Source organism: Streptococcus sp. k-163 (assembly GCF_013277555.1).
GTDB lineage: Bacteria > Bacillota > Bacilli > Lactobacillales > Streptococcaceae > Streptococcus.
The window spans coordinates 41,011-67,059 of record NZ_VMND01000007.1 but is presented as its reverse complement, the minus strand read 5'-3'; the positions used below and the strand labels follow the sequence as shown (position 1 = coordinate 67,059).

At 40.3% G+C, this 26,049-nt stretch carries 21 protein-coding genes; 18 read left to right on the top strand and 3 right to left on the bottom strand.

Features of this window, described 5'->3' with window-relative positions:
* The 4 genes from HT731_RS02390 to HT731_RS02375 all read left to right on the top strand — a co-directional run bounded on the left by HT731_RS02390 (position 1) and on the right by HT731_RS02375 (position 3,769).
* Complete coding sequence (locus HT731_RS02390) at positions 1-759, top strand: threonine/serine exporter family protein (protein WP_023946522.1); 759 nt, start codon at positions 1-3, stop codon at positions 757-759.
* Position 760: 1 nt separating this feature from the next.
* The gene (locus HT731_RS02385; protein WP_025171133.1) at positions 761-1,210 is read left to right on the top strand and encodes a threonine/serine exporter family protein; all 450 of its coding nucleotides are present in this window, start codon (positions 761-763) and stop codon (positions 1,208-1,210) included.
* A gap of 112 nt (positions 1,211-1,322) precedes the next feature.
* Positions 1,323-2,495, top strand: a complete 1,173-nt coding sequence (locus tag HT731_RS02380) for a hydroxymethylglutaryl-CoA synthase (protein WP_173277544.1) — start codon at positions 1,323-1,325, stop codon at positions 2,493-2,495.
* The gene (locus tag HT731_RS02375; RefSeq protein ID WP_061759520.1) at positions 2,495-3,769 is read left to right on the top strand and encodes a hydroxymethylglutaryl-CoA reductase, degradative; all 1,275 of its coding nucleotides are present in this window, start codon (positions 2,495-2,497) and stop codon (positions 3,767-3,769) included. The genes HT731_RS02380 and HT731_RS02375 overlap by 1 nt, the downstream gene beginning before the upstream one ends.
* A gap of 232 nt (positions 3,770-4,001) precedes the next feature.
* Here the strand turns inward: HT731_RS02375 and HT731_RS02370 are convergent, their stop codons facing one another.
* Both HT731_RS02370 and HT731_RS02365 read right to left on the bottom strand, forming a co-directional pair.
* The gene (locus tag HT731_RS02370) at positions 4,002-4,967 is read right to left on the bottom strand and encodes a LacI family DNA-binding transcriptional regulator (RefSeq protein ID WP_000226009.1); all 966 of its coding nucleotides are present in this window, start codon (positions 4,965-4,967) and stop codon (positions 4,002-4,004) included.
* A complete protein-coding gene (locus tag HT731_RS02365) occupies positions 4,948-6,402 on the bottom strand; it encodes a glycoside hydrolase family 32 protein (RefSeq protein WP_000455327.1) in 1,455 nt (484 codons plus the stop codon). The genes HT731_RS02370 and HT731_RS02365 overlap by 20 nt, the downstream gene beginning before the upstream one ends.
* 381 nt (positions 6,403-6,783) lie before the next feature.
* Between HT731_RS02365 and HT731_RS02360 the strand changes: the two genes are divergently transcribed.
* Together HT731_RS02360 and scrK are read left to right on the top strand one after the other, a co-directional pair.
* Positions 6,784-8,670: a sucrose-specific PTS transporter subunit IIBC gene (locus tag HT731_RS02360; protein ID WP_188113874.1), complete on the top strand. Its 1,887-nt coding sequence runs from the start codon at positions 6,784-6,786 to the stop codon at positions 8,668-8,670.
* 254 nt (positions 8,671-8,924) lie between these two features.
* Positions 8,925-9,812 (top strand): fructokinase ScrK, encoded by an 888-nt coding sequence (gene scrK / locus HT731_RS02355; RefSeq protein WP_049524643.1) that lies wholly within the window; start codon positions 8,925-8,927, stop codon positions 9,810-9,812.
* 42 nt (positions 9,813-9,854) lie between these two features.
* On the opposite strand, the gene HT731_RS02350 is transcribed toward scrK, so the two are convergent.
* The gene (locus HT731_RS02350) at positions 9,855-10,472 is read right to left on the bottom strand and encodes a TVP38/TMEM64 family protein (RefSeq protein ID WP_000076185.1); all 618 of its coding nucleotides are present in this window, start codon (positions 10,470-10,472) and stop codon (positions 9,855-9,857) included.
* Between the two features lie 148 nt (positions 10,473-10,620).
* On the opposite strand from HT731_RS02350, the gene HT731_RS02345 reads away from it, so the two are divergent.
* The 12 genes from HT731_RS02345 (at position 10,621) to metE (ending at position 25,965) form a co-directional block, all read left to right on the top strand.
* Positions 10,621-13,611: a type I restriction endonuclease subunit R gene (locus HT731_RS02345; RefSeq protein ID WP_061759518.1), complete on the top strand. Its 2,991-nt coding sequence runs from the start codon at positions 10,621-10,623 to the stop codon at positions 13,609-13,611.
* 18 nt (positions 13,612-13,629) lie between these two features.
* Positions 13,630-14,775 carry an AbiH family protein gene (locus tag HT731_RS02340; RefSeq protein ID WP_061759517.1) on the top strand — a complete coding sequence of 382 codons (1,146 nt, stop codon included), beginning with the start codon at positions 13,630-13,632 and terminating at the stop codon, positions 14,773-14,775.
* Between the two features lie 73 nt (positions 14,776-14,848).
* Positions 14,849-15,589 (top strand): hypothetical protein, encoded by a 741-nt coding sequence (locus HT731_RS02335; RefSeq protein ID WP_061759516.1) that lies wholly within the window; start codon positions 14,849-14,851, stop codon positions 15,587-15,589.
* Between the two features lie 56 nt (positions 15,590-15,645).
* Positions 15,646-16,920: a restriction endonuclease subunit S gene (locus HT731_RS02330; protein WP_061759515.1), complete on the top strand. Its 1,275-nt coding sequence runs from the start codon at positions 15,646-15,648 to the stop codon at positions 16,918-16,920.
* A gap of 10 nt (positions 16,921-16,930) precedes the next feature.
* Positions 16,931-18,796 carry a P-loop NTPase fold protein gene (locus tag HT731_RS02325; RefSeq protein WP_061759514.1) on the top strand — a complete coding sequence of 622 codons (1,866 nt, stop codon included), beginning with the start codon at positions 16,931-16,933 and terminating at the stop codon, positions 18,794-18,796.
* A 27-nt stretch (positions 18,797-18,823) separates the two neighbouring features.
* Positions 18,824-20,425, top strand: coding sequence for a type I restriction-modification system subunit M (locus HT731_RS02320; RefSeq protein WP_061759513.1), 1,602 nt, complete (start codon positions 18,824-18,826; stop codon positions 20,423-20,425).
* Between the two features lie 131 nt (positions 20,426-20,556).
* Positions 20,557-20,895 carry a type II toxin-antitoxin system RelE/ParE family toxin gene (locus HT731_RS02315; RefSeq protein WP_061759512.1) on the top strand — a complete coding sequence of 113 codons (339 nt, stop codon included), beginning with the start codon at positions 20,557-20,559 and terminating at the stop codon, positions 20,893-20,895.
* The gene (locus HT731_RS02310; RefSeq protein WP_061759511.1) at positions 20,888-21,973 is read left to right on the top strand and encodes a HigA family addiction module antitoxin; all 1,086 of its coding nucleotides are present in this window, start codon (positions 20,888-20,890) and stop codon (positions 21,971-21,973) included. The genes HT731_RS02315 and HT731_RS02310 overlap by 8 nt, the downstream gene beginning before the upstream one ends.
* 141 nt (positions 21,974-22,114) lie before the next feature.
* Positions 22,115-22,519: a YbgA family protein gene (locus HT731_RS02305; protein WP_061759510.1), complete on the top strand. Its 405-nt coding sequence runs from the start codon at positions 22,115-22,117 to the stop codon at positions 22,517-22,519.
* Positions 22,503-22,868, top strand: a complete 366-nt coding sequence (locus HT731_RS02300) for a TIGR02328 family protein (protein ID WP_061759509.1) — start codon at positions 22,503-22,505, stop codon at positions 22,866-22,868. The genes HT731_RS02305 and HT731_RS02300 overlap by 17 nt, the downstream gene beginning before the upstream one ends.
* Before the next feature lie 186 nt (positions 22,869-23,054).
* The gene (locus HT731_RS02295) at positions 23,055-23,348 is read left to right on the top strand and encodes a helix-turn-helix transcriptional regulator (RefSeq protein ID WP_061759508.1); all 294 of its coding nucleotides are present in this window, start codon (positions 23,055-23,057) and stop codon (positions 23,346-23,348) included.
* Between the two features lie 367 nt (positions 23,349-23,715).
* Positions 23,716-25,965, top strand: a complete 2,250-nt coding sequence (gene metE, locus HT731_RS02290) for a 5-methyltetrahydropteroyltriglutamate--homocysteine S-methyltransferase (RefSeq protein ID WP_061759507.1) — start codon at positions 23,716-23,718, stop codon at positions 25,963-25,965.
* The last annotated feature ends 84 nt before the right edge of the window (positions 25,966-26,049 follow it).

Genomic DNA, 26,049 nt, shown 5'->3' with positions numbered 1-26,049 from the left:
ATGGAAGAATCAAGAGAATTAAATGCCGTCATCGATGTGATTATGCTAGCGGGGACTATTCTCCTTAAAAGTGGCTCAGAGATTCATCGTGTAGAAGACACCATGATTCGCATTGCGCATTCGCAGGGGATTGTGGATTGCAATGTTCTTGCCATGCCTGCTGCCATCTTTTTCTCTATTGAAAACACCAATATTTCGCGCATGAAGCGTGTGACCTCCTCTTCTTATAATATTGAAAAAGTCTGCGATGTGAACCAGATTTCTCGTCAGCTGGTTGGGGGGCAGATTGATTTAGAAACAGCCTTCAAGCAATTGACGGCTTTGCAAGCTCAACCGCTTCCCTATACCAAGTTGCAGGTAACTTTGGCTGCGACCTTTAGTGCCCCTTTCTTTTCAATTATGTTTAGTGGAAATATCTACGATGCACTTGGGGCAGGAGTGGCTACCTTATTTGGTTTTGCCTTTTCCCTCTATGTAGAAAAGTTTATCCGAATTCCCTTTGTAACAGCCTTTGCTGGGGCCTTTGTCTTTGGGATGATAGCCCAGTTTTGGGCTCGCTACACGGGCTTTCCTTCAACAGCAGATTTGATTATAGCTGGTGCCGTCATGCCGTTTGTACCAGGTATTGCCTTGACCAATGCGGTTCGGGATATTATGACCAACCACATAAACTCTGGTATGAGTAAAATGTTTGAATCCCTACTCATTACCCTTGCTTTAGGGGCAGGAACTTCTGTCGCCTTGGTATTGATGAACTAATATGACACTAACAACCTTTTTACTACAAGCAGTAGCAAGTCTTCTTGCTATCATCACTTTTTTAATCGTACTCAATGTTCAGCGGTCTATGCTCTTACCGGGAGGGATTTTGGGCATGGCTGTCTGGCTAATCTATCTCTTGCTCAAGGAACCAACCAATGTCATTGTAGCTACCTTCATTGCCGCCATTATCGGTTCTTGTGTCAGCCAGATTTTAAGTATTCTTTACAAGACCCCTGCTGTGGTCTTTATCTTGGCCATTTTGGCCCCTCTGGTTCCGGGATACCTTTCTTATCGGACAACTGCCTTTTTTGTGACAGGGGATTACAGTCACGCCATTGCCAGTGCAACCTTAGTTGTCATGTTGGCTCTGGTAATCTCTATTGGCATGGCTAGCGGAACAGTGATTCTCAGACTGTATTCCTACTTACGAAAACAGCAAAATCGTTAGACTAACAAGAGACTTGATTTGGTGAATCAAGTCTTTTTTCTCTCTTTTACTGCCATTTGTGATAAAATAGTATAGAACGATTTTTTACATGAATGATAAAACAGAGGTAAATATGACAATCGGTATTGATAAGATTGGTTTTGCGACCAGTCAATATGTCTTGAAATTACAAGACTTAGCAGAAGCGAGGGGAATTGACCCTGAAAAATTAAGCAAAGGCCTCTTGCTCAAGGAATTGAGTATTGCTCCCCTAACTGAGGACATCGTGACCTTGGCGGCCAGTGCTAGTGACTCTATTTTAACTGAGCAAGAGAGACAAGAAATTGACATGGTCATTGTGGCTACCGAGTCAGGAATTGACCAGAGTAAGGCTGCGGCCGTCTTTGTGCATGGTTTGCTGGGCATCCAGCCCTTTGCTCGTAGTTTCGAGATTAAAGAAGCCTGCTATGGAGCGACAGCTGCCCTTCATTATGCCAAATTGCATGTGGAAAATTCTCCAGAGTCCAAGGTCTTGGTCATTGCCAGTGATATTGCCAAATACGGTATTGAAACACCTGGAGAACCAACTCAGGGCGCTGGCAGTGTGGCTATGTTGATTACACAAAATCCACGCATTATGGCCTTTAATAATGACAATGTGGCTCAAACCCGTGACATCATGGATTTCTGGCGTCCAAATTACTCAACAACCCCTTATGTAAATGGTGTCTATTCTACTCAACAATATTTGGATAGTTTGAAAACGACTTGGCTTGAATATCAAAAACGCTACCAGCTTACTTTAGATGATTTTGCGGCTGTTTGCTTCCATTTGCCTTATCCTAAATTGGCGCTAAAAGGCTTGAAAAAAATCATGGATAAGAGCCTGCCTCAAGAGAAAAAAGACCTCTTGCAAAAGCATTTAGACCAGTCTATTCTCTACAGTCAAAAGGTAGGGAATATCTATACAGGTTCCCTCTTCCTAGGACTTTTGTCTCTCTTGGAAAATACAGATAGCTTGAAGGCTGGGGATAAAATTGCCCTTTATAGTTACGGAAGTGGGGCTGTGGCTGAGTTCTTCAGTGGTGAATTGGTTGAAGGATATGAAGTTTATCTAGATAAAGACCGCTTGAATAAACTCAACCAACGAACTGCCCTATCCGTAGCTGACTATGAAAAAGTCTTCTTTGAGGAAGTGGACTTGGATGAAACAAATTCTGCCCAGTTTTCTGGCTATGAAAATCAAGAGTTTGCCTTGGTTGAAATTGTGGATCATCAACGCCGTTATAGCAAGGTTGAAAAATAATGAAGATAAGTTGGAATGGATTTTCTAAAAAATCATACCAAGAGCGCCTCGAGCAGTTACAAGCTCAGGCGCTCCTTAGTCCTGAAAAACAAACCAGTCTGGAGCAGGATGAACAAATTAGTGTGACTGTCGCAGACCAGCTGAGTGAGAATGTAGTGGGGACTTTTTCTCTGCCTTATTCGCTGGTTCCAGAGGTCCTTGTCAATGGTCAGGAATATACAGTTCCCTATGTGACGGAAGAGCCCTCTGTGGTTGCTGCGGCCAGCTATGCAAGTAAAATCATCAAGCGTGCAGGAGGTTTTACCGCACAAGTCCATGAGCGCCAGATGATTGGACAGGTAGCCCTTTATCAAGTTGCTAATCCTGAACAAGCGCAAGAGAAGATTGTCAGCAAGAAAGCGGAGCTCTTGGAACTTGCCAATCAAGCTTATCCTTCCATCGTTAAACGCGGGGGCGGGGCGCGTGATTTGCATGTAGAGCAGATCAAAGGTGAAACAGACTTTCTCGTTGTTTATCTCCATGTCGATACCCAAGAAGCCATGGGAGCCAATATGCTCAACACCATGCTGGAAGCCTTGAAGCCAGTCTTAGAAGAACTCAGTCAGGGACAGAGTCTCATGGGGATTCTATCAAACTACGCGACCGATTCTCTGGTGACAGCAAGCTGTCGCATCGCTTTTCGATACTTGAGTCGCCAAAAGGATCAAGGACGAGAAATTGCGGAGAAAATGGCTTTAGCTAGCCAATTTGCGCAGGCTGATCCTTATCGAGCAGCTACTCACAATAAAGGGATTTTTAATGGTATTGATGCCATTTTAATTGCCACTGGTAATGACTGGCGTGCCATTGAGGCAGGGGCTCATGCTTTTGCCAGTCAAGACGGACGCTATCAAGGTCTTAGCCGATGGACGCTGGATCTTGAAAGAGAAGAATTGGTCGGTGAGATGACCCTGCCTATGCCTGTAGCGACCAAGGGTGGCTCTATCGGACTCAATCCTCGTGTAGTCCTCAGTCATGAATTATTGGGAAATCCTTCTGCCAAAGAATTAGCCCAGATTATCGTTTCGATGGGGCTTTCCCAAAACTTTGCTGCCCTCAAAGCCTTGGTGAGTACGGGAATCCAGCAGGGCCACATGAAATTGCAGGTCAAATCCTTAGCACTCCTCGCAGGTGCTAGTGAATCTGAAGTTGCTCCCCTAGTCGAGCAACTTATCGCAGATAAAACCTTTAACCTAGAGACAGCCCAGCGCTATCTCGAAAATTTAAGATTATAAAAAACTCAGACGAATTGGTCTGAGTTTTCTTGTGTTTATACTCAATGAAAATCAAAGAGCAAACTAGGAAGCTAGCCGCAGGTTGCTCAAAGCACTGCTTTGAGGTTGTAGATAAGACTGACGAAGCCAGCTCAAAACACTGTTTTGAGGTTGTGGATAGAACTGACGAAGTCAGTAACCATATCTACGGTAAGGCGACGCTGACGTGGTTTGAAGAGATTTTCGAAGAGTATTAAATACTTTTTCCTGGTAATAGGGTGACTGGTAAGAAGTAGCCTGTTGTCGCAACTTCCTTACCTTCGATCTTCTGCAAGAGAAGATCAACAGTGAGGCAGGCAATCTCTTCCAAGGGTTGCTTGATAGTAGCCAGTTGAGGATAGTAATTCTCGATAAAGTAAGTCCCATCATAACCGATGACCTTGAGTTCTTCTGGGACAGAAATGCCAAGTTCCTGAGCAATTTTAATGACTAGAATAGCTGTCAAATCATCCGAAGCAAAGATGGCATCAGGCTTTTGTCGAGTCAAGATATTCTTGATTTCCATTTCTTTTCTGACAGGAGAAAAGTCACTGGAAACATTGATAATAGGTGCTTTGGGGAGTACGGATGCAAAACCAGCGTGGCGTAGTCCAGTTGGTGAGTTAGAGTTGTCATTCCCAGTAATCATGATGATAGACTGGGCACCTGTCTTAACCAAGGTCTGGGCAGCAAGAACCCCACCAGCATAGTTGTCAGAGGAAACGACAGGGATGTCTGGTGATAGGTTTCGGTCAAAGGAAATAATCGGCGCTGTCACGCGATTGTAGTCTTCAATTCCTAGGTTGTGACTACCAGAAATGATGCCGTCCACCTGATTGGCTTCCAACATTTCGATATATTCACGTTCCTTCTCAGAATCGTGCTCGCTGTTGCAGATGATGGTCTTGTAACCATTTTTGAAGAGTTGGTGTTCCAGCTTATCAATCAATTCTGCGTAGAAAACGTTGGAAATATTTGGGAAAATCAAGCCGATTAACTTAGCTGATTTTCCTTGTAAACTACGAGCTAGGTTGTTGGGTTTATAGCCCAATTCTCGCATGGCTTCATTGACCTTTTGAATGGTTTTCTCAGAGAGATAGCCTTTTTTATTGATAACCCGAGAAACGGTAGTAGGGCTGACACCTGCAAGTTTGGCGACATCAGTTAGTTTTGCGACCATAATCTAATTCATAGTAAGTTCCAGTTGGGTTTCCAGATTTGATCAGGATCCCATTTTGGTCTGCATGTGGGAAAACACGACCAGAAAATACTTTTTCTCCTTTATTGATGAAAATTTCAAAGATAGAGTTATCGATGAAGATTGTAGCAGTAGTAGCCTGATTATCGATTGGGCAAGAACGAGTTGTTCCAAATTCTTGAGCGTACTGTTCACCAGCCTCGCTACGATCTACTGTCACTTGACCATTTACAAGGTCAAAGTTGATGGAAAGTCCCTTGCCTTCTTTATCAGCAAGTAAGACAATCTCGCTCTGGCTATTAGCTTCCAAGTTGAGTTCAAGTTCGTAAGTGTTCTTGGTTTGGGTACGGTTTGAGAAGGCTTCTTCAGAAGCACGAAGGTCCTTGATAGCTGCGACTGGGTATTGGTAGAGTTTACCGTCTTTGATAGTCAGTTCTTTGACCAAAGAGAAGGTTCCTTGATGATCAAAACGGTCAGATGGATAAGAAACATCTGGTAAACCAAGCCAGCTAACTGCTAGAGCACGTCCGTCAGGAGCGTTGAAGGCTTGGGTAGCATAGGCTTCAAAACCATAATCCATATTTTGAAGCTGAGATACATCTACCATTTTGGCATTTTCAGGGTCAAAGGAAGCCCCGATTTTATACATATTTGGATAGATATTGTCGTAATCTAGAACATCCTTATCTAATCCTTGTGGACAGTAGAGAAGGACAGGTTGCTCGCCTACAAAGACCAGATTTGGACATTCCATCATGTAGGCAGTGCGGTCGTTAGCAAAGTCAAGGTCGCCAATAGCTTGCCAGTTTGTGTAGTCGTTGTCAATAGCTTTGTAGAGACGGACGAAGCCTTTTTTCTCCAAGTCTTGTCCACCGACGATGGCATAGTATTGCCCCTTGAAGTTAAAAATTTGCGGATCGCGGAAGTGGTCTGTAGAATCTGCTGGCTGGTCAATCAATATCTTGTCAATCTTCGTAATCTTACCATCCTTGTCCATCACAGCACCGATCTGGTAAGGGTGACGGATCCAGTTTTCATCACGGACATTTCCTGTATAGAATAGGAACAAGTTATCACCAAATTGCATGGCAGAACCAGAGTAGGCACCGTGGCTATCTAATGGAGTATCAGGCAAAATTTTGACACCAGTTTCCGTGAAGTGAACTAAGTCCTCACTTTCCAATTGCACCCAAGATTTCAAACCGTGGGCGGCACCAAAAGGAAAGTTCTGATAAAAAACAATCCACTTCCCATCAAAGTAAGAAAAGCCATTTGGGTCGTTGAGAAGTCCTGTTTTTGGCTCAACATGGTAATGAGTATGCCATGGAGATTGTGCCATATTTTTCTTAATATTTTGAATTTCTTCTTGCGTCCAATCTTGATAAAGTCTGTAACGACGCTCAGTTGTCCATTCCATTCATTCATTCCTCCAAAAATCTTATCACTTTTAATAGTAACCGTTTTCGGTTAAAAAAGCAAGTCTTTTATGTTAAAAAAGAGGAAAAACTGTCAAACGTTTATCACAAATCAAAACCAGAAAACCAATCAACTTTTCAAGAAAATATGAAAGATAATGAAATAAAAGCCTGTTTAACCAAGGGTTCAAACTTATTTTTTCAAGGGATGTCTGTTAAAATAGTCAAAAACAATCAATCTGAAACGTGTCTACTAAGTGGATAGAATATTTTTTCTGCAAAACGCTTGACATATTTCTAAAACATGATAAAATAATAGTCGTAAGGGCGGATAAAATCGCTTTCAAACAATAACGAAATTTTATATAAGGAGGTTTTTGCAAATGAACAATCAGGAAATTGCAAAAAAAGTCATCGATGCCTTGGGCGGACGTGAAAATGTCAACAGTGTTGCCCACTGTGCGACTCGTCTTCGTGTCATGGTCAAAGATGAAGGAAAAATCAATAAAGAAGTGATTGAGAACTTGGAAAAAGTTCAAGGTGCTTTCTTTAACTCAGGTCAATACCAAATCATCTTTGGTACAGGTACAGTTAACAAAATGTACGATGAAGTTGTTGCACTTGGTTTGCCAACATCCTCTAAAGATGACATGAAAGCAGAAGCTGCTAAACAGGGGAACTGGTTCCAACGTGCTATCCGTACTTTCGGTGACGTTTTCGTTCCAATCATCCCAGTTATCGTAGCGACAGGTCTCTTCATGGGTGTTCGTGGTCTTTTCATCGCTCTTGAAATGCCACTTCCAGGAGACTTTGCAACTTACACACAAATCTTGACAGATACAGCCTTCATCATCTTGCCAGGTTTGGTTGTTTGGTCAACCTTCCGTGTATTCGGTGGAAATCCTGCCGTTGGTATCGTTCTTGGTATGATGCTTGTTTCTGGCTCACTTCCAAATGCTTGGGCAGTTGCTCAAGGTGGTGAAGTAACTGCTATGAACTTCTTTGGTTTCATTCCTGTTGTTGGTTTGCAAGGTTCAGTTCTTCCAGCCTTCATCATCGGGGTTGTCGGAGCAAAATTTGAAAAAGCTGTCCGCAAGGTTGTTCCAGATGTCATTGACCTCTTGGTAACCCCATTCGTGACACTTTTGGTCATGTCTATCCTTGGACTCTTTGTCATTGGACCAGTTTTCCACGTCGTTGAAAACTACATCCTTATCGCTACAAAAGCGATCCTTAGCTTACCATTTGGTCTTGGTGGTTTCTTGATTGGTGGGGTTCACCAATTGATTGTCGTGTCAGGTGTGCACCACATCTTCAACTTGCTTGAAGTTCAATTGCTTGCTGCTGACCATGCTAACCCATTCAACGCTATCATCACAGCTGCTATGACAGCTCAAGGTGCTGCGACTGTTGCGGTTGGTGTTAAAACTAAGAATCCAAAACTGAAAACACTTGCTTTCCCAGCTGCTCTTTCTGCCTTCCTAGGTATTACAGAGCCTGCTATCTTCGGGGTAAACTTGCGCTTCCGTAAACCATTCTTCCTTTCATTGATTGCTGGTGCAATCGGTGGTGGATTGGCTTCTATCCTTGGACTTGCAGGTAATGGTAGTGGTATCACCATCATCCCTGGTACAATGCTTTACATCGGTAACGGACAACTTGCCCAATACCTTTTCATGGTAACCGTATCATTTGCCCTTGGTTTCGCTCTTACTTATATGTTTGGTTATGAGGATGAAAAAGAGGTTGCTACTGAAGTAGAGACAGAACGTTTGGTCCAAGAAGAAACAACTGGTAACATTCCAGCAGCTCTTCAAAATGAAACACTTGTAACTCCTATTGTCGGTGATGTTGTCGCTCTTGCCGATGTTAATGACCCAGTCTTCTCAAGTGGAGCTATGGGACAAGGTATCGCCGTGAAACCTATCCAAGGTGTGGTTTATGCACCAGCTGATGCTGAAGTTTCAATTGCCTTTCCAACAGGACATGCCTTTGGTTTGAAAACAACTAATGGTGCTGAAGTCTTGATCCACGTTGGTATCGACACTGTAACAATGAATGGTGAAGGTTTCGAAGCAAAAGTTGCTCAAGGTGACAAGGTAAAAGCTGGCGATGTTCTTGGAACATTTGATTCAAACAAAATCGCTGCAGCTGGTCTTGATGATACAACAATGGTTATCGTTACAAACACAGCTGACTTCTCTTCAGTAGGTCCAGTCGCAACAGGTTCAGTTGCTAAGGGGGATGCTGTGATCGAAGTGAAAATCTAATACTCTTCGAAAATCAAATTCAAACCATGTCAGCTTCGCCTTGCCGTACTCAAGTACAGCCTTCGGCTAGCTTCCTAGTTTGCTCTTTGATTTTCATTGAGTACAATATTCCCTCTCAAAATGAAAACGAACAAATGACATGTTTGTTCGTTTTTGCTTGAATGGTAAGATTTACAGAGGAAAATCTAAAAAATAGAGAAATTTAGATTTTCGAAATATGCTATAATAAAGAAAATAAAAACAAGAGGTTTATCATGACAAAATTATATGGAAGCTTGGAAGCGGGCGGTACAAAGTTTGTCTGTGCTGTCGGTGATGAAAACTTTAACGTTGTAGAAAAAACACAATTTCCAACAACAACTCCAATCGAAACAATCGATAAAACCATCGAGTTCTTCTCAAAATTCGATAACCTTGCTGGCCTTGCAGTTGGTTCATTTGGTCCGATTGATATTGATAAAAACTCAAAAACCTATGGCTTTATCACAACGACTCCAAAACCAAACTGGGCAAATGTTGACTTGCTTGGTGCCCTTCGTCGCGCCCTCAACGTGCCTATGTACTTCACTACAGACGTAAATAGCTCTGCTTATGGTGAAGTGGTTGCCCGTAACAACGCTGGTGGCCGTATCGAAAACTTGGTTTACTACACAATCGGTACAGGTATCGGTGCAGGTGTTATCCAACGTGGTGAGTTTATCGGCGGTGTGGGTCACCCTGAAATGGGTCACTACTATGTTGCTAGACACCCAATGGATATTGAAAAAGAATTCAACGGTGTTTGTCCTTTCCATAAGGGATGTCTGGAAGGCTATGCGGCTGGACCAAGTTTGGAAGCTCGTACAGGTGTTCGTGGGGAAAACATTGAACTCAACAACCCTGTTTGGGATGTTCAAGCCTACTATATCGCTCAAGCTGCGGTCAATGCGACAGTGACTTTCCGCCCAGATGTGATTGTCTTTGGTGGAGGGGTCATGGCTCAACAACACATGCTGGACCGTGTCCGTGAGAAATTTACAGCTCTCCTTAATGGTTACCTACCAGTACCAGATGTGCGTGATTACATCGTGACGCCAGCAGTCGCAGGGAATGGTTCTGCCACACTTGGGAACTTTGTCCTTGCAAAAGAAGTTTCAAAATAAAGCACAAAATCCGCTTGGGAAACCAAACGGATTTTTTATGTGTCAAAGCATTTGCCAGAAAAAGTCGATAATATAGGTCAGACCGTAGGTATAAACCACGAGGGTAAAGGGCTTAGTCAGAATGATGATGGTCATATAGCGCTTGAAACTCATCTTGGTCAGGGCAGCCAGCATACAGAGAAAGTCAGCTGGACTAATGGGCCAAATCATCATAAAGATAAAGAAACGGTCAAAACGATTGCCCTTATCCAGCCAACCGATGTACTTGTCGTAGGTGCGCTTGCTGACGACAGACTGGACAAAGGCAGCTCCGTAGAGGCGTACCAGATAAAAGATAATGGCACAGCCAATCACAATCCCGATATAGTTGTAGATAGTCCCGATGATGTGCCCGTAGATAAAGACCCCAGCTACTGAGGTCAAGGCTCCAGGAATGATAGGGACGACCGTCTGTAAAATCTGTAAAAAGATAAAGAGAGGTGGCCCCCAGATACCTGCCTGCTGGATAAAGGCAGAGAGGGTTTCCTTAGACTGTAAAATCCCAGCTTGATAAGCCCAAATACAGAAAATCAAACTCCCAACCCCACCGACAATCGATGAGATATTGATAACTCGCTGCAGAAGGGGAGAAACAGCTTTCATTTGTTTATCCTGTGACATGTAAACTCCTCATAGATAGTATAACTCTACTATACCATATTTTGGAGGAGAAAGGGGAAATGGATTGTTTTTGTGAGGGGAAGAGTGATGGATTTTGAGCCTAAACATGCTATAATAAAGGGAGCAGACAAGTAGCAAAGGAGAGAGTATGATACAGGTAAAACCAGAACTGGAGATAGAAAAACAACTGATTAGCCAACTGGTAACTGGGGAAAGTCAATGGACTTACAGAGAAGACCTTAAAACAGAAGAGCAATTATGGGAAAACTTCTTTGAAAAGCTAGCCCAGAACAATGTGGCGCTATTGGCAGATTATCCCCTGACAGAACAGGAAAAACGCCAGATAAAGAATCAACTGAACTTTGTTAGCTACTATGATGCGGCCAAGTGGTTGGTCGGCGAAAATGGCATTGCCAAGGTTGAGGTTCAAAGAGAAGATGCTAGTTTGGGTACTATCCGTTTATCCGTCATCTGGAGAGACAATATCGCAGCTGGCAAGTCTAGTTATGAAGTTGTCAATCAAGTCGAGAGAGACAAGGTAAATCCTCAGGATCAAGACCGTAGGCTGGATGTGACCCTCTTGATCAATGGCCTTCCCATGATTCAAATCGAGCTTAAAAGTCCCCGAGTTGCTTTTTTAGATGCCTTTCATCAAATTAAAAAATATGACCGCGAAGGTAAGTTCCGTGGTATTTACTCTAGCTTACAGATGTTTGTTGTGACCAATAAAGTAGACACACGCTATATCGCTGCAGCCAGAGAAAATAAACTCAACAAGCAATTTCTAACCAAGTGGGTGGATAAGGACAACCAACCTATAACGAGCTTGACCAGTTTTGCCCACGAAGTCCTTTCTATCCCGCGTGCTCATCAGATGGTCATGCAATACTCGGTCATTGATGATAGCAAGAAGGCTCTTATCCTTCTGCGCCCCTATCAGATTCATGCTATCGAAGCGGTACAGAAAGCATCTCGCCGTCAGGAGTCTGGCTATGTCTGGCACACGACAGGTTCAGGGAAGACCTTGACCTCCTATAAGGTAGCTCGAAATCTCCTCCAGATTCCATCCATCCAAAAGACGATTTTTGTCGTTGACCGCAGAGACTTGGACCAACAGACCACTTCGTCATTTCTCTCCTATGCGACCAATGATGTCATTGATATTGATGAGACGGATAATACCCATGATTTGGTCAAGCGACTAGGAAGTAATGATAAGCGTGTGGTGGTAACGACCATCCAGAAAATTACCACCATGATGCGTAAGTTTGAACAAGGTCTTTACCAGCGAGATGCGGACAAAATCAAGGGTCTCCGAGTGGCCTTTGTCGTGGATGAATGCCACCGCGCTGTTACGCCACAAACACAAAAAGACATTAAGGCCTTTTTCCCACAGTCTCTCTGGTATGGTTTTACAGGCACACCTATCTTTAAGGAAAATAAACGCCAGCAAGTCGGCGATCTAGCCCAAACCACCCAGCAACAGTACGGTGACCGTCTCCATGAGTATACAGTCAAGGAAGCTATCCATGACGGAGCAGTTTTAGGCTTTAAGGTGGATTATCGCAATACCCTCATCACGGATAAATCCGAAAATGACATACCAGATACTGTCTACGAGGATGAGGAGCATATGCTGGAAGTCTTGGATGCCATTATCAATAAATCCCGTCAACAGCTAGGCTTCCAAAAAGGAGTGGGTAAGACCTACAATGCCATCCTGACCGTCAAGTCAATCCCTCAAGCCCAAGCCTACTATGACCTCCTCAAACGGGTCAAGGCTGGGGAGACGAGAGTCAAGGTATCGGAGAGGGTTAAGCAGGTTCTTCCAGACTTTCCAAAGGCGACCATCACCTACTCGGTCACAGAAAATGAAGAAGACTCAAGAGCCAACCAAGACCACATGAAGCAAGTCTTAGAGGACTACAACCAAGAATTTGATACCCATTTTACCATGGCGGATCTGCGTGGCTTTAATACGGATGTAAATAACCGCCTAGCTCGAAAGCAGGACAAATACCTCTATCGCAAGGAGCAGTTGGACTTAGTCATCGTGGTCAATCGTCTCTTAACAGGATTTGATGCCCCTTGTCTATCGACTCTCTTTATTGACCGCAAGCCTATGCAACCGCAGGACTTGATTCAGGCTTTTAGCCGAACAAATCGGATCTTTGATTCTAGTAAGACCTATGGTCATATCATCACCTTTCAAAAGCCCCTAGCCTTTAAGGAAGCAGTGGATAATGCCCTCAAGCTCTACTCAAATGGTGGAGAAAACGAGGTCCTAGCTCCGAGTTGGGAAGAGGAAAAGAGAAACTTCTTGAGGAGTTGCAGTGATTTCCAAAATCTCATCATCGATGATCCTGAGGAAGGACTCCAAATCGAACAAATCTCTACGCCTGAGTTGAGGAAACTAGCTAAAACCTATCAAGCCTTTGATAAATACCTAGCCTCTATCCGAGTGTACAAAGAGTATGATGAGGAAGAACTTTACAGTCAGACGGGACTTGATGGAGAAAAGTTGGAAAGGTATCTGGGACTTTATCGAAATGTTCTTGCAGAATTAAAAAGCCGAGTAGAGAATGATGACGATGGTGAACCACTTGATATCCACTATGAACTGGAGTCTATCCAAGTAGACGAAATCAACTATGCCTATATTCTAACCTTGATCCAAAGCCTGATTGAACAAGGTCAAAGTCAAGAAAAGAACCTAAGCACTCAAGATAGGGAAGCCGTGGATAACTATATTCAGAGTCTTGAGAAGACCAATCCAAATCTTGCTCAGATCATCACTGAACTGTGGAGAGAAGTTCAAGAACATCCAGAAAGCTATCGTGGTCAGTCTATCGCAAATATCTTGGATCAGATGATTGAGGCTGTCATCCAGCAACACATCCAAGTCTTTAGCAAACGATGGTATGTCGGCGAAGATGAACTCCGTTACTATGTCGAACATTACCGTAAGGGAGCTAAAAAACAACTAGGAGAAAGCCAGCTGACCAAGAGCCAGCGCTATCAGGACTATAAACTAGAGGTGGCGGATGCCCTCAATCCTCTCCTCTATAAAAAACAAATTAAGGAAGCCTATACCCAGCTGGTAGAGGAAGTCATTGAGCCGTTGAGGGTTGGAAGATAGTAAAACTTTGGAGGAAAAATGGCAGATACAATATTAATTTTAGGAAATGGATTTGATTTGTCCATGGGACGAAAAACGAGTTATAGTGATTTCGTAGAATTTGCTAGCAATTTATTTTTAGAAAAAGAAGACGATCTGCAGTTATTTCTTAATAGTAATAATATTGATATTGAAAAATATAAAGATAATTTATTCCTTAGGTTTATAAACGAGAATAAATCTATTCTTGGAGAAAATTGGTCAAATCTGGAAAGAATGATTTCACAACTTGCTGAAGCAATCGATTTTTATAGATTGAACCCTGATTCGATATATCTTAGTGGTAAAAATGCCTTAAGAGTAGTTTATGTTGATAAGTTTCGTGAAGAAATAGTTTCTCAAGAAAATTTTGCGTCAAAAATGTTTGTGGCTGAAATATTTTATGAAAAGTTCACTATTTTTGGTTGGGATACACTAGAAAGAAGAATAGCAATATCGAAATTAAATGAGTTTTTTATTAATCATTTAGAGTTATTGACAAATCTTTTAGAGATTTATTTATCTTATAGAGATTACATAGATTTTGAAATTAATCAAATATCCCCAGTAGAAACTGCATTGGATGCTATAACTGATATTTCAGAGTCTTATGTAATTAGTTTCAATTATACACACACACCAAATAAACTTTATAATATTTCTTTAGAAAAGACACATTTTATACATGGTGAAATTGATTTAAGTAGACAAAAATCGGAAATTAATACAATGGTTTTCGGAATAGAAGATAAAGAAATTGATGTTAATAGCAGCTTGATACCTTATCAAAAATATTATCAAAGAATTGTAAAAGAAACTGGTAGTGAATATTTAGACTTTCTTAAGCCAAGACGTGCGGAAGATTTATACGGCGGATTAAAGAAAAAAAATATTATTGTTTTTGGACATTCAGTTGACCCACTAGACAAGGAAATTTTTCAAAATTGTTTTACTTTAACAAGTCACTATACTTACAATTATCGATTTATTTTTACATACTATAATGAGCCTGCTAAACGGTCTATTGTTAAGAATTTAGCTATCATACTAGGAAAAGATAAACTTGTAGAATTAACTGGTAATAAAAATGTAGTCTTCGTTAAAAGTGATGATATTGATGGGATGAGAGAAGTTCTTTTGGATTAAATAATATTTGAATAGTATGTAACTTGCAATAATATTATTATTAATACTTTATATTTAGGGGGAATTACAATCAATGGATTTTATAATTACATTTCTTAATTCTCAGTTTATTAGTTCTATGATAGGGGCTTTACTAGGTGCTGGTGTAGCAGTGTATGTTGCAAAGCTTCAAAATAAGCAGCAACTTAAACAGCTACAAGATGAACATAAGTTACAACGAGAATTTTTTGAAAAACAAGAAGAGAACGAAAGAGAACGTATTTTCTTACAATATACAATTGAGCGAGCAGAGCGTTCATATGAGATATTGAGCGATTTAAGAATTGCTAAAAATTTATTTGCAGATGCAATATTTGAATTCGTAAAGATGATCTCTAAAGAAGTAGAATCAGATGAAGATATTGAGTTTGAAAAAATTTTTCCTTTATTATATTCAGATTATTTGCTTCCTAAATATAATTCAATTATAAAATTAAGAGATTTATTATTGCTAACTCTGGTTATACAAGATGATATCGAATTATCTAGGTTAAAAGAAGAGGTTCGTAAGGAAGTTGCAATATTTGTAGACTATCACAAAAAAATAAATCGAGTGAAGAATTTTGAAGATTATAAAAAAGTAGCTGAAGATTTTATGAAAAAATCTCAACTAACTGAAAAATGTGATGAGTTAAGGACTTATTTAACAAAGTATATAACCGAAACTACATTTAGGTTAGTTTCTCCAGAGAAAATGGCTGAGAAAATTTTAAAGCAAAAATATGAAGAATCCGATTTGAAATTTAAAGTTATTAGGGATGATGACAAAGGATGATGCAGATTTGATAACTGTAAAAAGCAAATTTCTGGACGTAAATAGAAGGAGAGTATATGTCGACTCGAAAAGAAAAAATACCGATAGTAAGATTTAGAGCATTTTCAGAACCTTGGTTTCAAAATCAATTGTCAGAAGTTGCAGAATTCTCAAAGGGGAGAGGATACTCTAAGAAAGCTATACAACCTCAGGGAACTCCAATCATTTTGTATGGTCGTCTTTATACAAAGTATGAGTCTGTAATTAGCAATATTGATACCTATGCTAACATGGAGAAGAATTCAGTTATAAGTGAAGGAGGAGAGGTAATTATTCCAGCTTCTGGAGAAAGTGCAGCTGAGATTTCTAGAGCATCATGTGTTACTGATGGAGGGGTGATTTTAGGAGGAGATATAAATATTGTAAAACCTCATGAGAATCTAGATCCTTCATTTATTGCAATCACACTATCAAATGGTTCACAACAGAGAGAATTATCTAAACGTGCACAAGGTAAATCAGTTGTTCATTTACATAATTCTGACTTGAAGGCGGTTAAGTTATATTATCCCTCATATGAAGAACAATCCGCCATCGGCTCCCTCTTCCGCACCCTCGACGACCTTCTAGATAGCTACAAGGACAATCTTGCCAACTACCAATCTCTCAAGGCGACTATGCTCTCTAAGATGTTTCCTAAAGCTGGAGATACTGTTCCTAAGATTCGTTTGGATGGATTTGAAGGTGAGTGGGAATGCGTAAAGATGGCAGATATTTTCCAAATAATAGATGGAGATAGAGGTAAAAGTTATCCAGGAGAAAGTGACTTCTCTAGTTTTGGGCATACCTTATTCTTGGACACTAGGAATGTAAAAAAGACAGGATTAGATTTTAGTACAACAAAATTTATTTCAGAAGAGAAAGATAAAGAATTAAGAAACGGTAAGTTAATCTCAGGAGACTTTATTCTAACTAGTAGAGGAACCCTTGGAAATGTAGCATATTATGATGAAAATATCCAAAAAAGATATAGTTCCGTTAGGATAAATTCAGCTATGCTGATTTTAAGACCTTTACTAGGTGATAAAATAGATCCAGAATATATTTTAGCTGTTTTACGCGGAAACTTGATTAGTAATTTTATGAAAGTAAATCAAGTTGGTTCTGCACAACCTCATATTACAAAAAAAGAGTTTTCTAAGATTAAAGTATTAGTACCTTCTAATATTCAAGAACAACAAGCCATCGGCTCATATTTCTCAAATCTCGATAACCTCATCAACTCTTACCAAGAAAAAATTACTCAGCTTGAGACTCTGAAAAAGAAACTCTTGCAGGATATGTTTATTTAGGTAAATCAAAATGGAAAAGAATTATATAAAACTAGAGAAAATCGATACCTCAACAGCAGCAAAAAATTTTGCTGAACTACTGCAAGAAGATAAAACATATTTTCTTAATGGAAACTGGGGCTCAGGGAAATCAACATTTTTACAGGATGTAAATAAGAATAAAAAGATAAAACTAATTACTATGGATTTTTGGAGATTAACAGATAATCGTTCAATGATTGAAGTAACATTTTCAAAACTCCACCCATTTTTTTACTTAGTTTTGATGAGGTTAAGTATTGTTGTCCTAGTAATGGTTTCTATTTTGATGACTAATGTTGTGGATTTAGGATTGGGTGAGTATTTTGGTTCTGAGAAATCAGTGATTCTGAAAATTGGAGGATTGGTATCTTTAGGAGTTGCAGTTTGGAATGTTTTTAAATATAAATCTGATGAGTTGTATAGCTTCTTATTAACTAGACTACATAAATTTTCTAAGATTTTAGTTATTGATGATTTTGATAGAATGCTGGAAAAGCAACAAGAAGACTGTTATAAACTTTTTAGTTTGATAAATGGAAAGCTACCTATTATTTTTGTTGGTGATATGACACTACTTTATAAGAGAGGGGATAACTATCTATCAAAGATAATTGATAGACAAGTTGAGTTACCTTTTGTACTACATTCTTCAAATATTTGGGATAGTTATTTTCATTTATTAGAAAAAAAGTTTGGCGTTTATTTATCAGAGAGTTTTAAAAAAAGAGTTAAAAGTGACCAGAGAAATTTACGTGATAGGGAACATTTTAATGATTATGTAAATAAAGAATTTTTTACAAGAAGGAAATTTGGTCGTGTTCAAGTGGAACAACAGTTGTTAATTATCTATGCTTACTTATTTTATCCAGAACTCTATAAGAAAATGCTCAACAATATACAAATAGTTATAGAAGAGAATGAGAAAACAAAGCTAGAAGATTTTCTCCGTAAAGGCCACACAATAAAAGAGCTGTTATCTGAAATCCAAAAAGTTGATAATGAGCAATATCCACTAAGTTTTAATAAGAATAGTATAGAATATTTTCTTTATGAAGTGCCTATGAATCGTACAAAAGATGAATTAGATACCTTATTCGTGGAACAGTCAGATAAATTTATACAAGAGTTAATAGATTCGGATCAAAAAACTGATTTTTATCAATATTTGAATAATCAATTTGCAGATTTTTCTGATATTCAGAAAAAAAGTTTACTAAATATTGTTATTAATGAATCTATGAAGTTTAAAAATAGTCCCTCTATGACTCTTATTGTACAAGAAAAGTATAATGAGATAGTGCCTCCGTATGAAAGAAATTATCCCCTAACAAAAGATGTGATTTCTAAAATTGTTGAAATGTGGGAAAATATTTTAAAACCTGCAGGTTTAGATCGATCTGAGATTATATATTTTTTAGAAAAGCATAGAGTATTGAGCTTCCATGATTTAGGATGCTATTTTCATGATTTGGATATTGGTTGTCAAACCTTTACAAAGTATCGTAGAAAAGATTTTCTTCTGTTGACTTATTTAGCTTCAGTAGAAAAATTTAGCAGATTTGATAACTGGGATAGCAGTATATGGAATTCTATAAATCATCTCAACGATGTAGAGTTTCTATCATTCTGGATATTTCAGTCTATTCTATCGAATGAATATGGCTTTGATGGATTTGATATTATTCCTGAAAATAAGAAATATATTCTTTGGACAGGAAGATATATGTTTGCTCCACCACATGACTACGTTAGCTATGAAAAGACAGTAATTTTAAATATTCGGGAAAGATTAAATCAAATGAAGTCAAATGGATTTGTATTTGAAGAAAAGATTGATAAACTAAATAAATCATGATTAATTAAAACTTTAGAAAGAAACACTATGGAAACAACACAAACTTCCCAGTCGCTCTACCAAGCCCTGTGGAACTCAGCGGATGTTCTCCGCTCTAAGATGGATGCTAATGACTACAAGTCCTATCTCTTGGGTATGGTCTTTTACAAGTATCTGTCAGATAAGATGCTCTTTTTTGTGGCGGAGACTATGGAGGAGGGGAGTGAGAGTCTAGAGGCTGCCCTTGAGGTTTATCGTAACTACTATGAGGATGCGGATACCCACGAGGATCTTCTTGCAGTCATGAAGGACGAACTCAACTATAGTATCAAGCCTGAGTTGACTTTTACGGCTCTTGTAGCACGTGTCAATGAGGGAACTTTCCAGCTGGAAGATTTGGCTCAAGGTTTTCGTGATATCGAGCAGAGTGATGAACTCTATGAAAATCTCTTTGAAGATATTGACCTCTATTCCAAAAAGCTAGGGGCGACTCCGCAAAAGCAAAACCAAACGGTGGCGGCGGTCATGAAGGAGTTGGCTGTGCTGGATGTGGCTGGTCATGCGGGTGATATGCTGGGGGATGCTTATGAGTATCTGATTGGTCAGTTTGCGACTGACTCGGGTAAGAAGGCTGGTGAGTTCTATACGCCTCAGCCTGTTGCCAAACTCATGACTCAGATTGCCTTTTTGGATCGTGAGGACCAGCTAGGCTTTACCATCTATGATGCGACTATGGGGTCTGGCTCTCTCTTGCTCAATGCCAAGAAATACTCTCATAAACCGCAGACAGTGGTCTACTTTGGTCAGGAACTCAATACTTCGACCTATAACTTGGCTCGGATGAACATGATTCTACACGGTGTTCCTGTTGAGAATCAATTTCTCCACAATGCCGATACACTAGACGAAGACTGGCCGACTCAAGAGCCGACCAACTTTGACGGGGTTCTCATGAACCCACCCTACTCTGCCAAGTGGTCTGCTAGCTCTGGCTTTATGGCGGATCCTCGTTTCTCTCCTTTTGGGAAACTAGCGCCCCAGTCCAAGGCTGACTTTGCCTTTCTCTTGCATGGTTACTACCATCTCAAGCAGGATAATGGAATTATGGCTATCGTCCTTCCCCACGGTGTTCTTTTCCGAGGAAATGCGGAGGGAACCATTCGTAAGGCCTTGTTAGAAGAAGGGGCTATTGACACGGTTATTGGTCTTCCTGCCAATATCTTCTTTAATACCAGCATTCCGACCACGGTTATCATTCTCAAAAAGAATCGTACCAATCGTGATGTCTACTTTATCGATGCTTCTAAGGAGTTTGATAAGGGGAAAAACCAGAATATCATGACGGATATTCATATCGAGAAGATTCTGGGAGCCTACAAGTCACATGAGGAGATTGATAAGTTTGCCCATCTGGCAAGTTATGAAGAAATCGTTGAAAATGACTATAACCTCAATATCCCTCGTTACGTAGATACCTTCGAGGAAGAAGAAGTCGAACCACTAACAGATATCGTCAGCAAGATTAACACGACCAATCAAGCAATCCAAAACCAAACCGCTTCTTTGCTTGAAATGCTCGGTCAACTCTACGGAACCACACCAGAATCCGATGCTGAACTCGAAGAGTTTTTGAAAGAGTTTAAAGGGTGATGGGGAAATAGTTAGATACATCTATCAGATTTGAAATCCCAGTCAAGTTAACTTTTGGCTGGTTTTTATTTTCTAAAGATGTTATAATTAAATTACCTAAATGGTAATTTAAAATGAACAGAAAGGGACATATGAAGCTTATCTATACAAATAAAACTGTTGAAAAGCAGTGCACAGAGCTGAGGAGAGCGAAAAAGGATTTTTCGGATAAGGTTGCTGTAAAGTTGCATCTCTTGATCAACTTTTTGGAAGCGGCGGATTCTTTGGCCAGTGTGACCGCTTTTCCTAAACATCACTTTCACCAACTCAAGGGAAAGAGACAGGGGCAGTTTGCTTTAGATATAGATGGTCGAAGGAGTTCCTATCGCTTGATTGTGGGTTTTCGTGAGGAGGATCTAGAAAAGGTATTTCCTAGTCCTATTGAAATTGAAATCCTAAAAATAGAGGAGGTCAGCAATCACTATGAGTAATAAAATTGTTGAATACAAAGACCTGATTGCTTTTCATCCAGGTCAGTATGTCAGTGAGTTAATCGAAGATTATAACGTAACGCAGAAGGAATTTGCGGAGCGTTTGGGGGTTTCAGCAAAGACTGTCAGCAAGCTCGTCAATGCTGAGGAGTCCATCAGTAAAGAAACGGCTCATAAGTTAGCCAAGCTAAGCGGAGTTTCCATGCAAACCTGGCTCAATCTTCAAAACGCTTATGATGTAAAAGTAGCTGAGATTGCAGAGGAAAGAGAGCTTGAAGAAGGTAGCGAGAAAGAAATCTGTGAGCTGATTGATTTCAAGTATTTTAAGGAAGAAGGCTACGTTCCAGACAAACGCTATAGTTTGAAGGAAAAGATTGTCGAGCTTCGCAAGATTCTAGGTGTGGCAAGTTTAGAAAATCTTACATCTTTTAATCATCTAGTCAGCTATCGAAATACGCGTAAGTTCACGACTAAAAGTATAGTGAACTCCAATATTATGTTGGAGTTGGCGTCTAAAAAAGCACGTGATATAACGAGCACTAAGCTCAATCGTAGAAAGCTTGAGAGAAGCTTACCTGCTTTGAGAAAGTTGACCAGACAAGACCCAGAAGAATTTCCTCAACGCTTGTCTGATATTTTGTTAGAGTGTGGGGTTGTCCTAGTCGGTCTACCTGCCTTACCAAATGCCAATCTGAATGGAGCGACTAAAAAATTTAGTAATGGCAGTGCCTTGCTTTTACTCACAGATCGAAACAAAGCATCCGATATTTTCTGGTTCTCACTTTTTCATGAGATAGGACATATTCTAGAGAATGATTTTTCATCTGATGATGGAAATAGCGAATCTTACCGTCGTTCTGAGGAACAGGCAGACCAGTTTGCAAAAGATTTCTTGATTAGTCCAGAAGATTACCAGACTTTTGTCAAAAAAGGAAACTTTGATAAGTCAGACATTCTTCGCTTTTCTGAGGAGATAGATATTCATCCAAGCGTCGTTTTAGGCAGATTACAAAATGAGGGTATTCTCGGTTTTGACCGTTTCCGAGAACTAAAAGAAAATTATTACTTTGTTTCTTGAATCTATGGAAAGTTGTAGAAGATGAAAAAAGTTTCACACGGTTAGTAATTATTATTTCTTTTTTCGCTCATATTCCGCTCATTTTTAAGATATAACTTTGTTTCCATATTTCCAGGGAACTAGTAGAAAGTAAGGAGAAATATGGAAAATAACAACCAACGTGCCCTTTGCCAGCAACTCTGGGCTAGAAATAAATACCTCGTTTTGAGCCATTCTAGCAATATTTACAGTGAGGTTCGTCAGTATCTCAAGGATGAAGAGGTGGAGGTGAGTCAGGTACAAGAGATGATTGACCGTGCCTGTCAAATCCCAGAACATAGGGGTCAGGTCTGCAATGCCTTTCAGCATATTTGGGGCTATTTTAAAAAGAAAGCGACAGATGCTGAGCGCAAGGACTACATGCTCTTGCTGGATCGCTATCGCTTTGGTCAGGCTTCTAAGGAAGACTTGATCACTAAGACTCGAGACTTGCTTGAACGATATCCAAATACCTACTTGCAACATTCGACTTTATTGAAAGGAGATTGTCATGAGACTTTGGCATGAGGCTTTGATTTCACAGCTTCCTCGTCCTCAACTTTTGGGGCAACATCGAGAGTGCTGCGCCCTGCGTGGCAATGGCTGGGGCAGAAAGCATGCGACGGTTGACTATGTCTTTACCCACTCACCTTATCGTCTCTATGCCTATCATCGTTTGATCATGGAGGAGATGGCTGACCGTGACTACAATGTCAGTCTAGAGTGGCTGGACAAGAACTACCGTGGCAAGACTTGCCCTCTCTATGAAGATTTAGCAGAGGAGAAGTTGACTAGTCCAATATATAGCGAACATGACGATGCCTACTATGAGGAGTGTCTGGCTAATCTCCGAGAGAAGGGGATTGAGCTGAAGTAAACGTAAGGATTATCAGCATTTTATAACTCTTTTCGTAATTTTTTCGAATAATAAAGATGAGACCTTTAGAGTTTTTCTAAGGTCTTCTTTTTATGAGTGTTCAGATTTACTTTTAATAACTTTTAAGTTATAATTTTAAAAAAGCCAAGCGTGAACTGAAGGACTTAAAAGAAAGAGGGTTAAGTGATGAAGAATAGTGCTATTGGAAGTAACTGGAAGGATGTCCGCTCTGACCTTTTTACCAAGGAGGAAATTCTTGAAAGTGATATGCGAGTGGCTATCATGAGTGAGTTGATTGAGGCCAGACACGAACAAGGAATCAGTCAGAAAAAGTTAGAAGAACTTAGTGGAGTGAGCCAGCCTGTCATAGCTAGGATGGAAACAGGCAAGACTAGCCCTCAGTTGGATACAGTCTTAAAAGTCTTAGCCAGTTTAGGAAAGACACTAGTAGTTGTCCCACTCGAACAGGAAAAGAGTTGATTAGAGTAGACTCATACTCAATGAAAATCAAAGAGCAAACTAGGAAACTAGCCGCAGGCTGTACTTGAGTACGGCAAGGCGACGTTGACGCGGTTTGAATTTGATTTTCGAAGAGTATTATAGTCTTTTCTAATAACAAGTCATAGTCACTTATAAGAATTACTAATAACGCGTTTGAATCGTCTAACTGGAATAAAGCTATAAAACAAGCTACACAAAGGATTTGAGGCATTTGTCTCAAGTCTTTTTCTTTTGTCTAAAACAGAGATATAGTTTCAAACTATATCAAAGCCTAATTTTTTACAATTATACAGACGCTTTCTTTTCTGTTAAGATAGTTTCAACAACAAATTTTGGAGGACACATCATGTCAACTACAATCATCGGTTTCCCTCGTTTGGGCGAATTCCGCGAATTAAAATTTACAACTGAAAAATACTTTAGAAAAGAAATCTCAGAAGAAGAACTCTTGGCAGCAGCAAAAGACTTGCGTGCTAAACACTGGAACATTGTAAAAGAAAAAGGCATCACTGAAATCCCATCAAATGACTTTTCTCACTATGACAACTTCCTAGATGCAGCCTTCCTTTTCAACGTGGTACCTGCTTCAGTTCAAAATTTGGACTTGTCTGATCTTGAGCGTTACTTCGCTTTGGGACGTGGTTACCAAGGAGAAAAAGGGGATGTTCGCGCCCTTCCAATGAAGAAATGGTTCAACACTAACTACCACTATATCGTTCCTAAATTTGAAAAAGACACTCAAGTAAAATTGGCTGGACACAAGATTTTCGATGAGTTCCAAGAAGCAAAAGAACTTGGATTGAACACTCGTCCTGTTCTTGTAGGTCCATTCACTTTCCTTCAATTGTCAGACTTTGAAGAAGGCGTGAAAGCAGAAGACTTCGTAGACAGCTTAGTGGCTGCTTACCAAGATGTTTTTGCAAAATTGGCTGAATTTGGTGCAACTCGTATTCAATTGGACGAAGCGGCTCTTGTCAAAGACTTGACAGCTGAAGAAAAAGCTCTCTTCTTGAACCTCTACAACAAACTTTTGGCTGACAAAAAAGGTCTTGAAGTCTTGCTTCAAACTTACTTCGGAGACGTTCGTGATGTCTACGCTGACCTTGTAAACTTGCCAGTAGATGCTATCGGTCTTGACTTCGTTGAAGGTAAGAAAACTCTTGAATTGGTTAAAGGTGGTTTCCCAGCTGACAAGACTCTTTATGCAGGTATTGTCAATGGTAAAAACATCTGGCGCAACAATTACGAAAAGAGCTTGGCTGTTCTTGAGCAAATTCCAGCTGAAAACATTGTCTTGACAAGCTCATGCTCACTTCTTCATGTGCCATTTACAACAGCTAATGAAGAATTTGAACCAGCTATCTTGAACCACTTTGCCTTTGCAGTTGAAAAATTGGATGAGATTCGTGATTTGGATGCTATCCGCAATGGTCAAGGTGAAGAAGCACTTGCAGCCAACAAAGCACTCTTTGCGACTGAGCGTGTGGGTGAAAATGCAGAACTTCGTGCGCGTATCGCTGGATTGACGGACGCTGACTACACTCGTTTGCCAGCCTTTGCAGAACGTGAAGCTATCCAAGAAGAAGCTTTCAAACTTCCAGCTCTTCCAACAACAACTATCGGTTCATTCCCTCAAACTAAAGAAGTTCGTGCCAAACGTTTGGCTTACCGTAAAGGTGAATTGTCTCAAGAAGAGTACGACGCTTTCCTTGCTGAAACAATTGACGAATGGATCAAATGGCAAGAAGATATCGACTTTGATGTCCTTGTTCATGGTGAGTTTGAGCGTAATGACATGGTTGAGTATTTCGGTCAAAACTTGTCAGGTTACCTCTTCTCTAAAAATGGTTGGGTACAGTCATACGGTATGCGTGGGGTGAAACCACCAATCATTTGGGGTGATGTCACTCGTCTTAATCCTATTACTGTTAAATGGTCTAGCTATGCACAAAGCCGTACAAACAAACCTGTTAAAGGGATGTTGACTGGACCTGTTACCATCCTCAACTGGTCATTCCCACGTGAAGACATCTCTATCAAGGATTCTACTCTTCAAATCGCCCTTGCTATCAAGGATGAAGTGCTTGACCTTGAAGCTGCTGGTGTGAAAATCATCCAAATCGACGAGGCTGCTCTTCGTGAAAAATTGCCACTTCGTCGTAGCGACTGGTACGAAGACTACCTTGACTGGGCAATTCCTGCCTTCCGCTTGGTACACTCAACAGTAGCGCCAGACACACAAATCCACACTCACATGTGTTATTCAGAATTTACAGATATCATCCCAGCTATCGACAACATGGATGCAGATGTTATTTCCTTTGAAGCTAGCCGTTCAAACCTTGAAATCTTGGACGAACTCAAAGCGAAAAACTTCCAAACAGAAGTGGGACCTGGGGTTTACGATATCCACTCACCTCGTGTGCCTAATGAAGGCGAAATCGACAATACAATCGAAGCCATCCTTGCTAAAGTGCCAAGCAAGAAAGTTTGGATTAACCCAGACTGTGGTTTGAAAACACGTGGTATTCCAGAAACAAAAGAAAGCTTGATCCGCCTTGTTGAAGCAGCTAAAGCTGCGCGTGAGAAATTGTAAGATAGGATTTCTCAAGAAGCGCTGTTTGGTCAATCTACCTGTTTCACTTGGATTCTAGGAATCCAGCTAACGAAAAAAATCAAC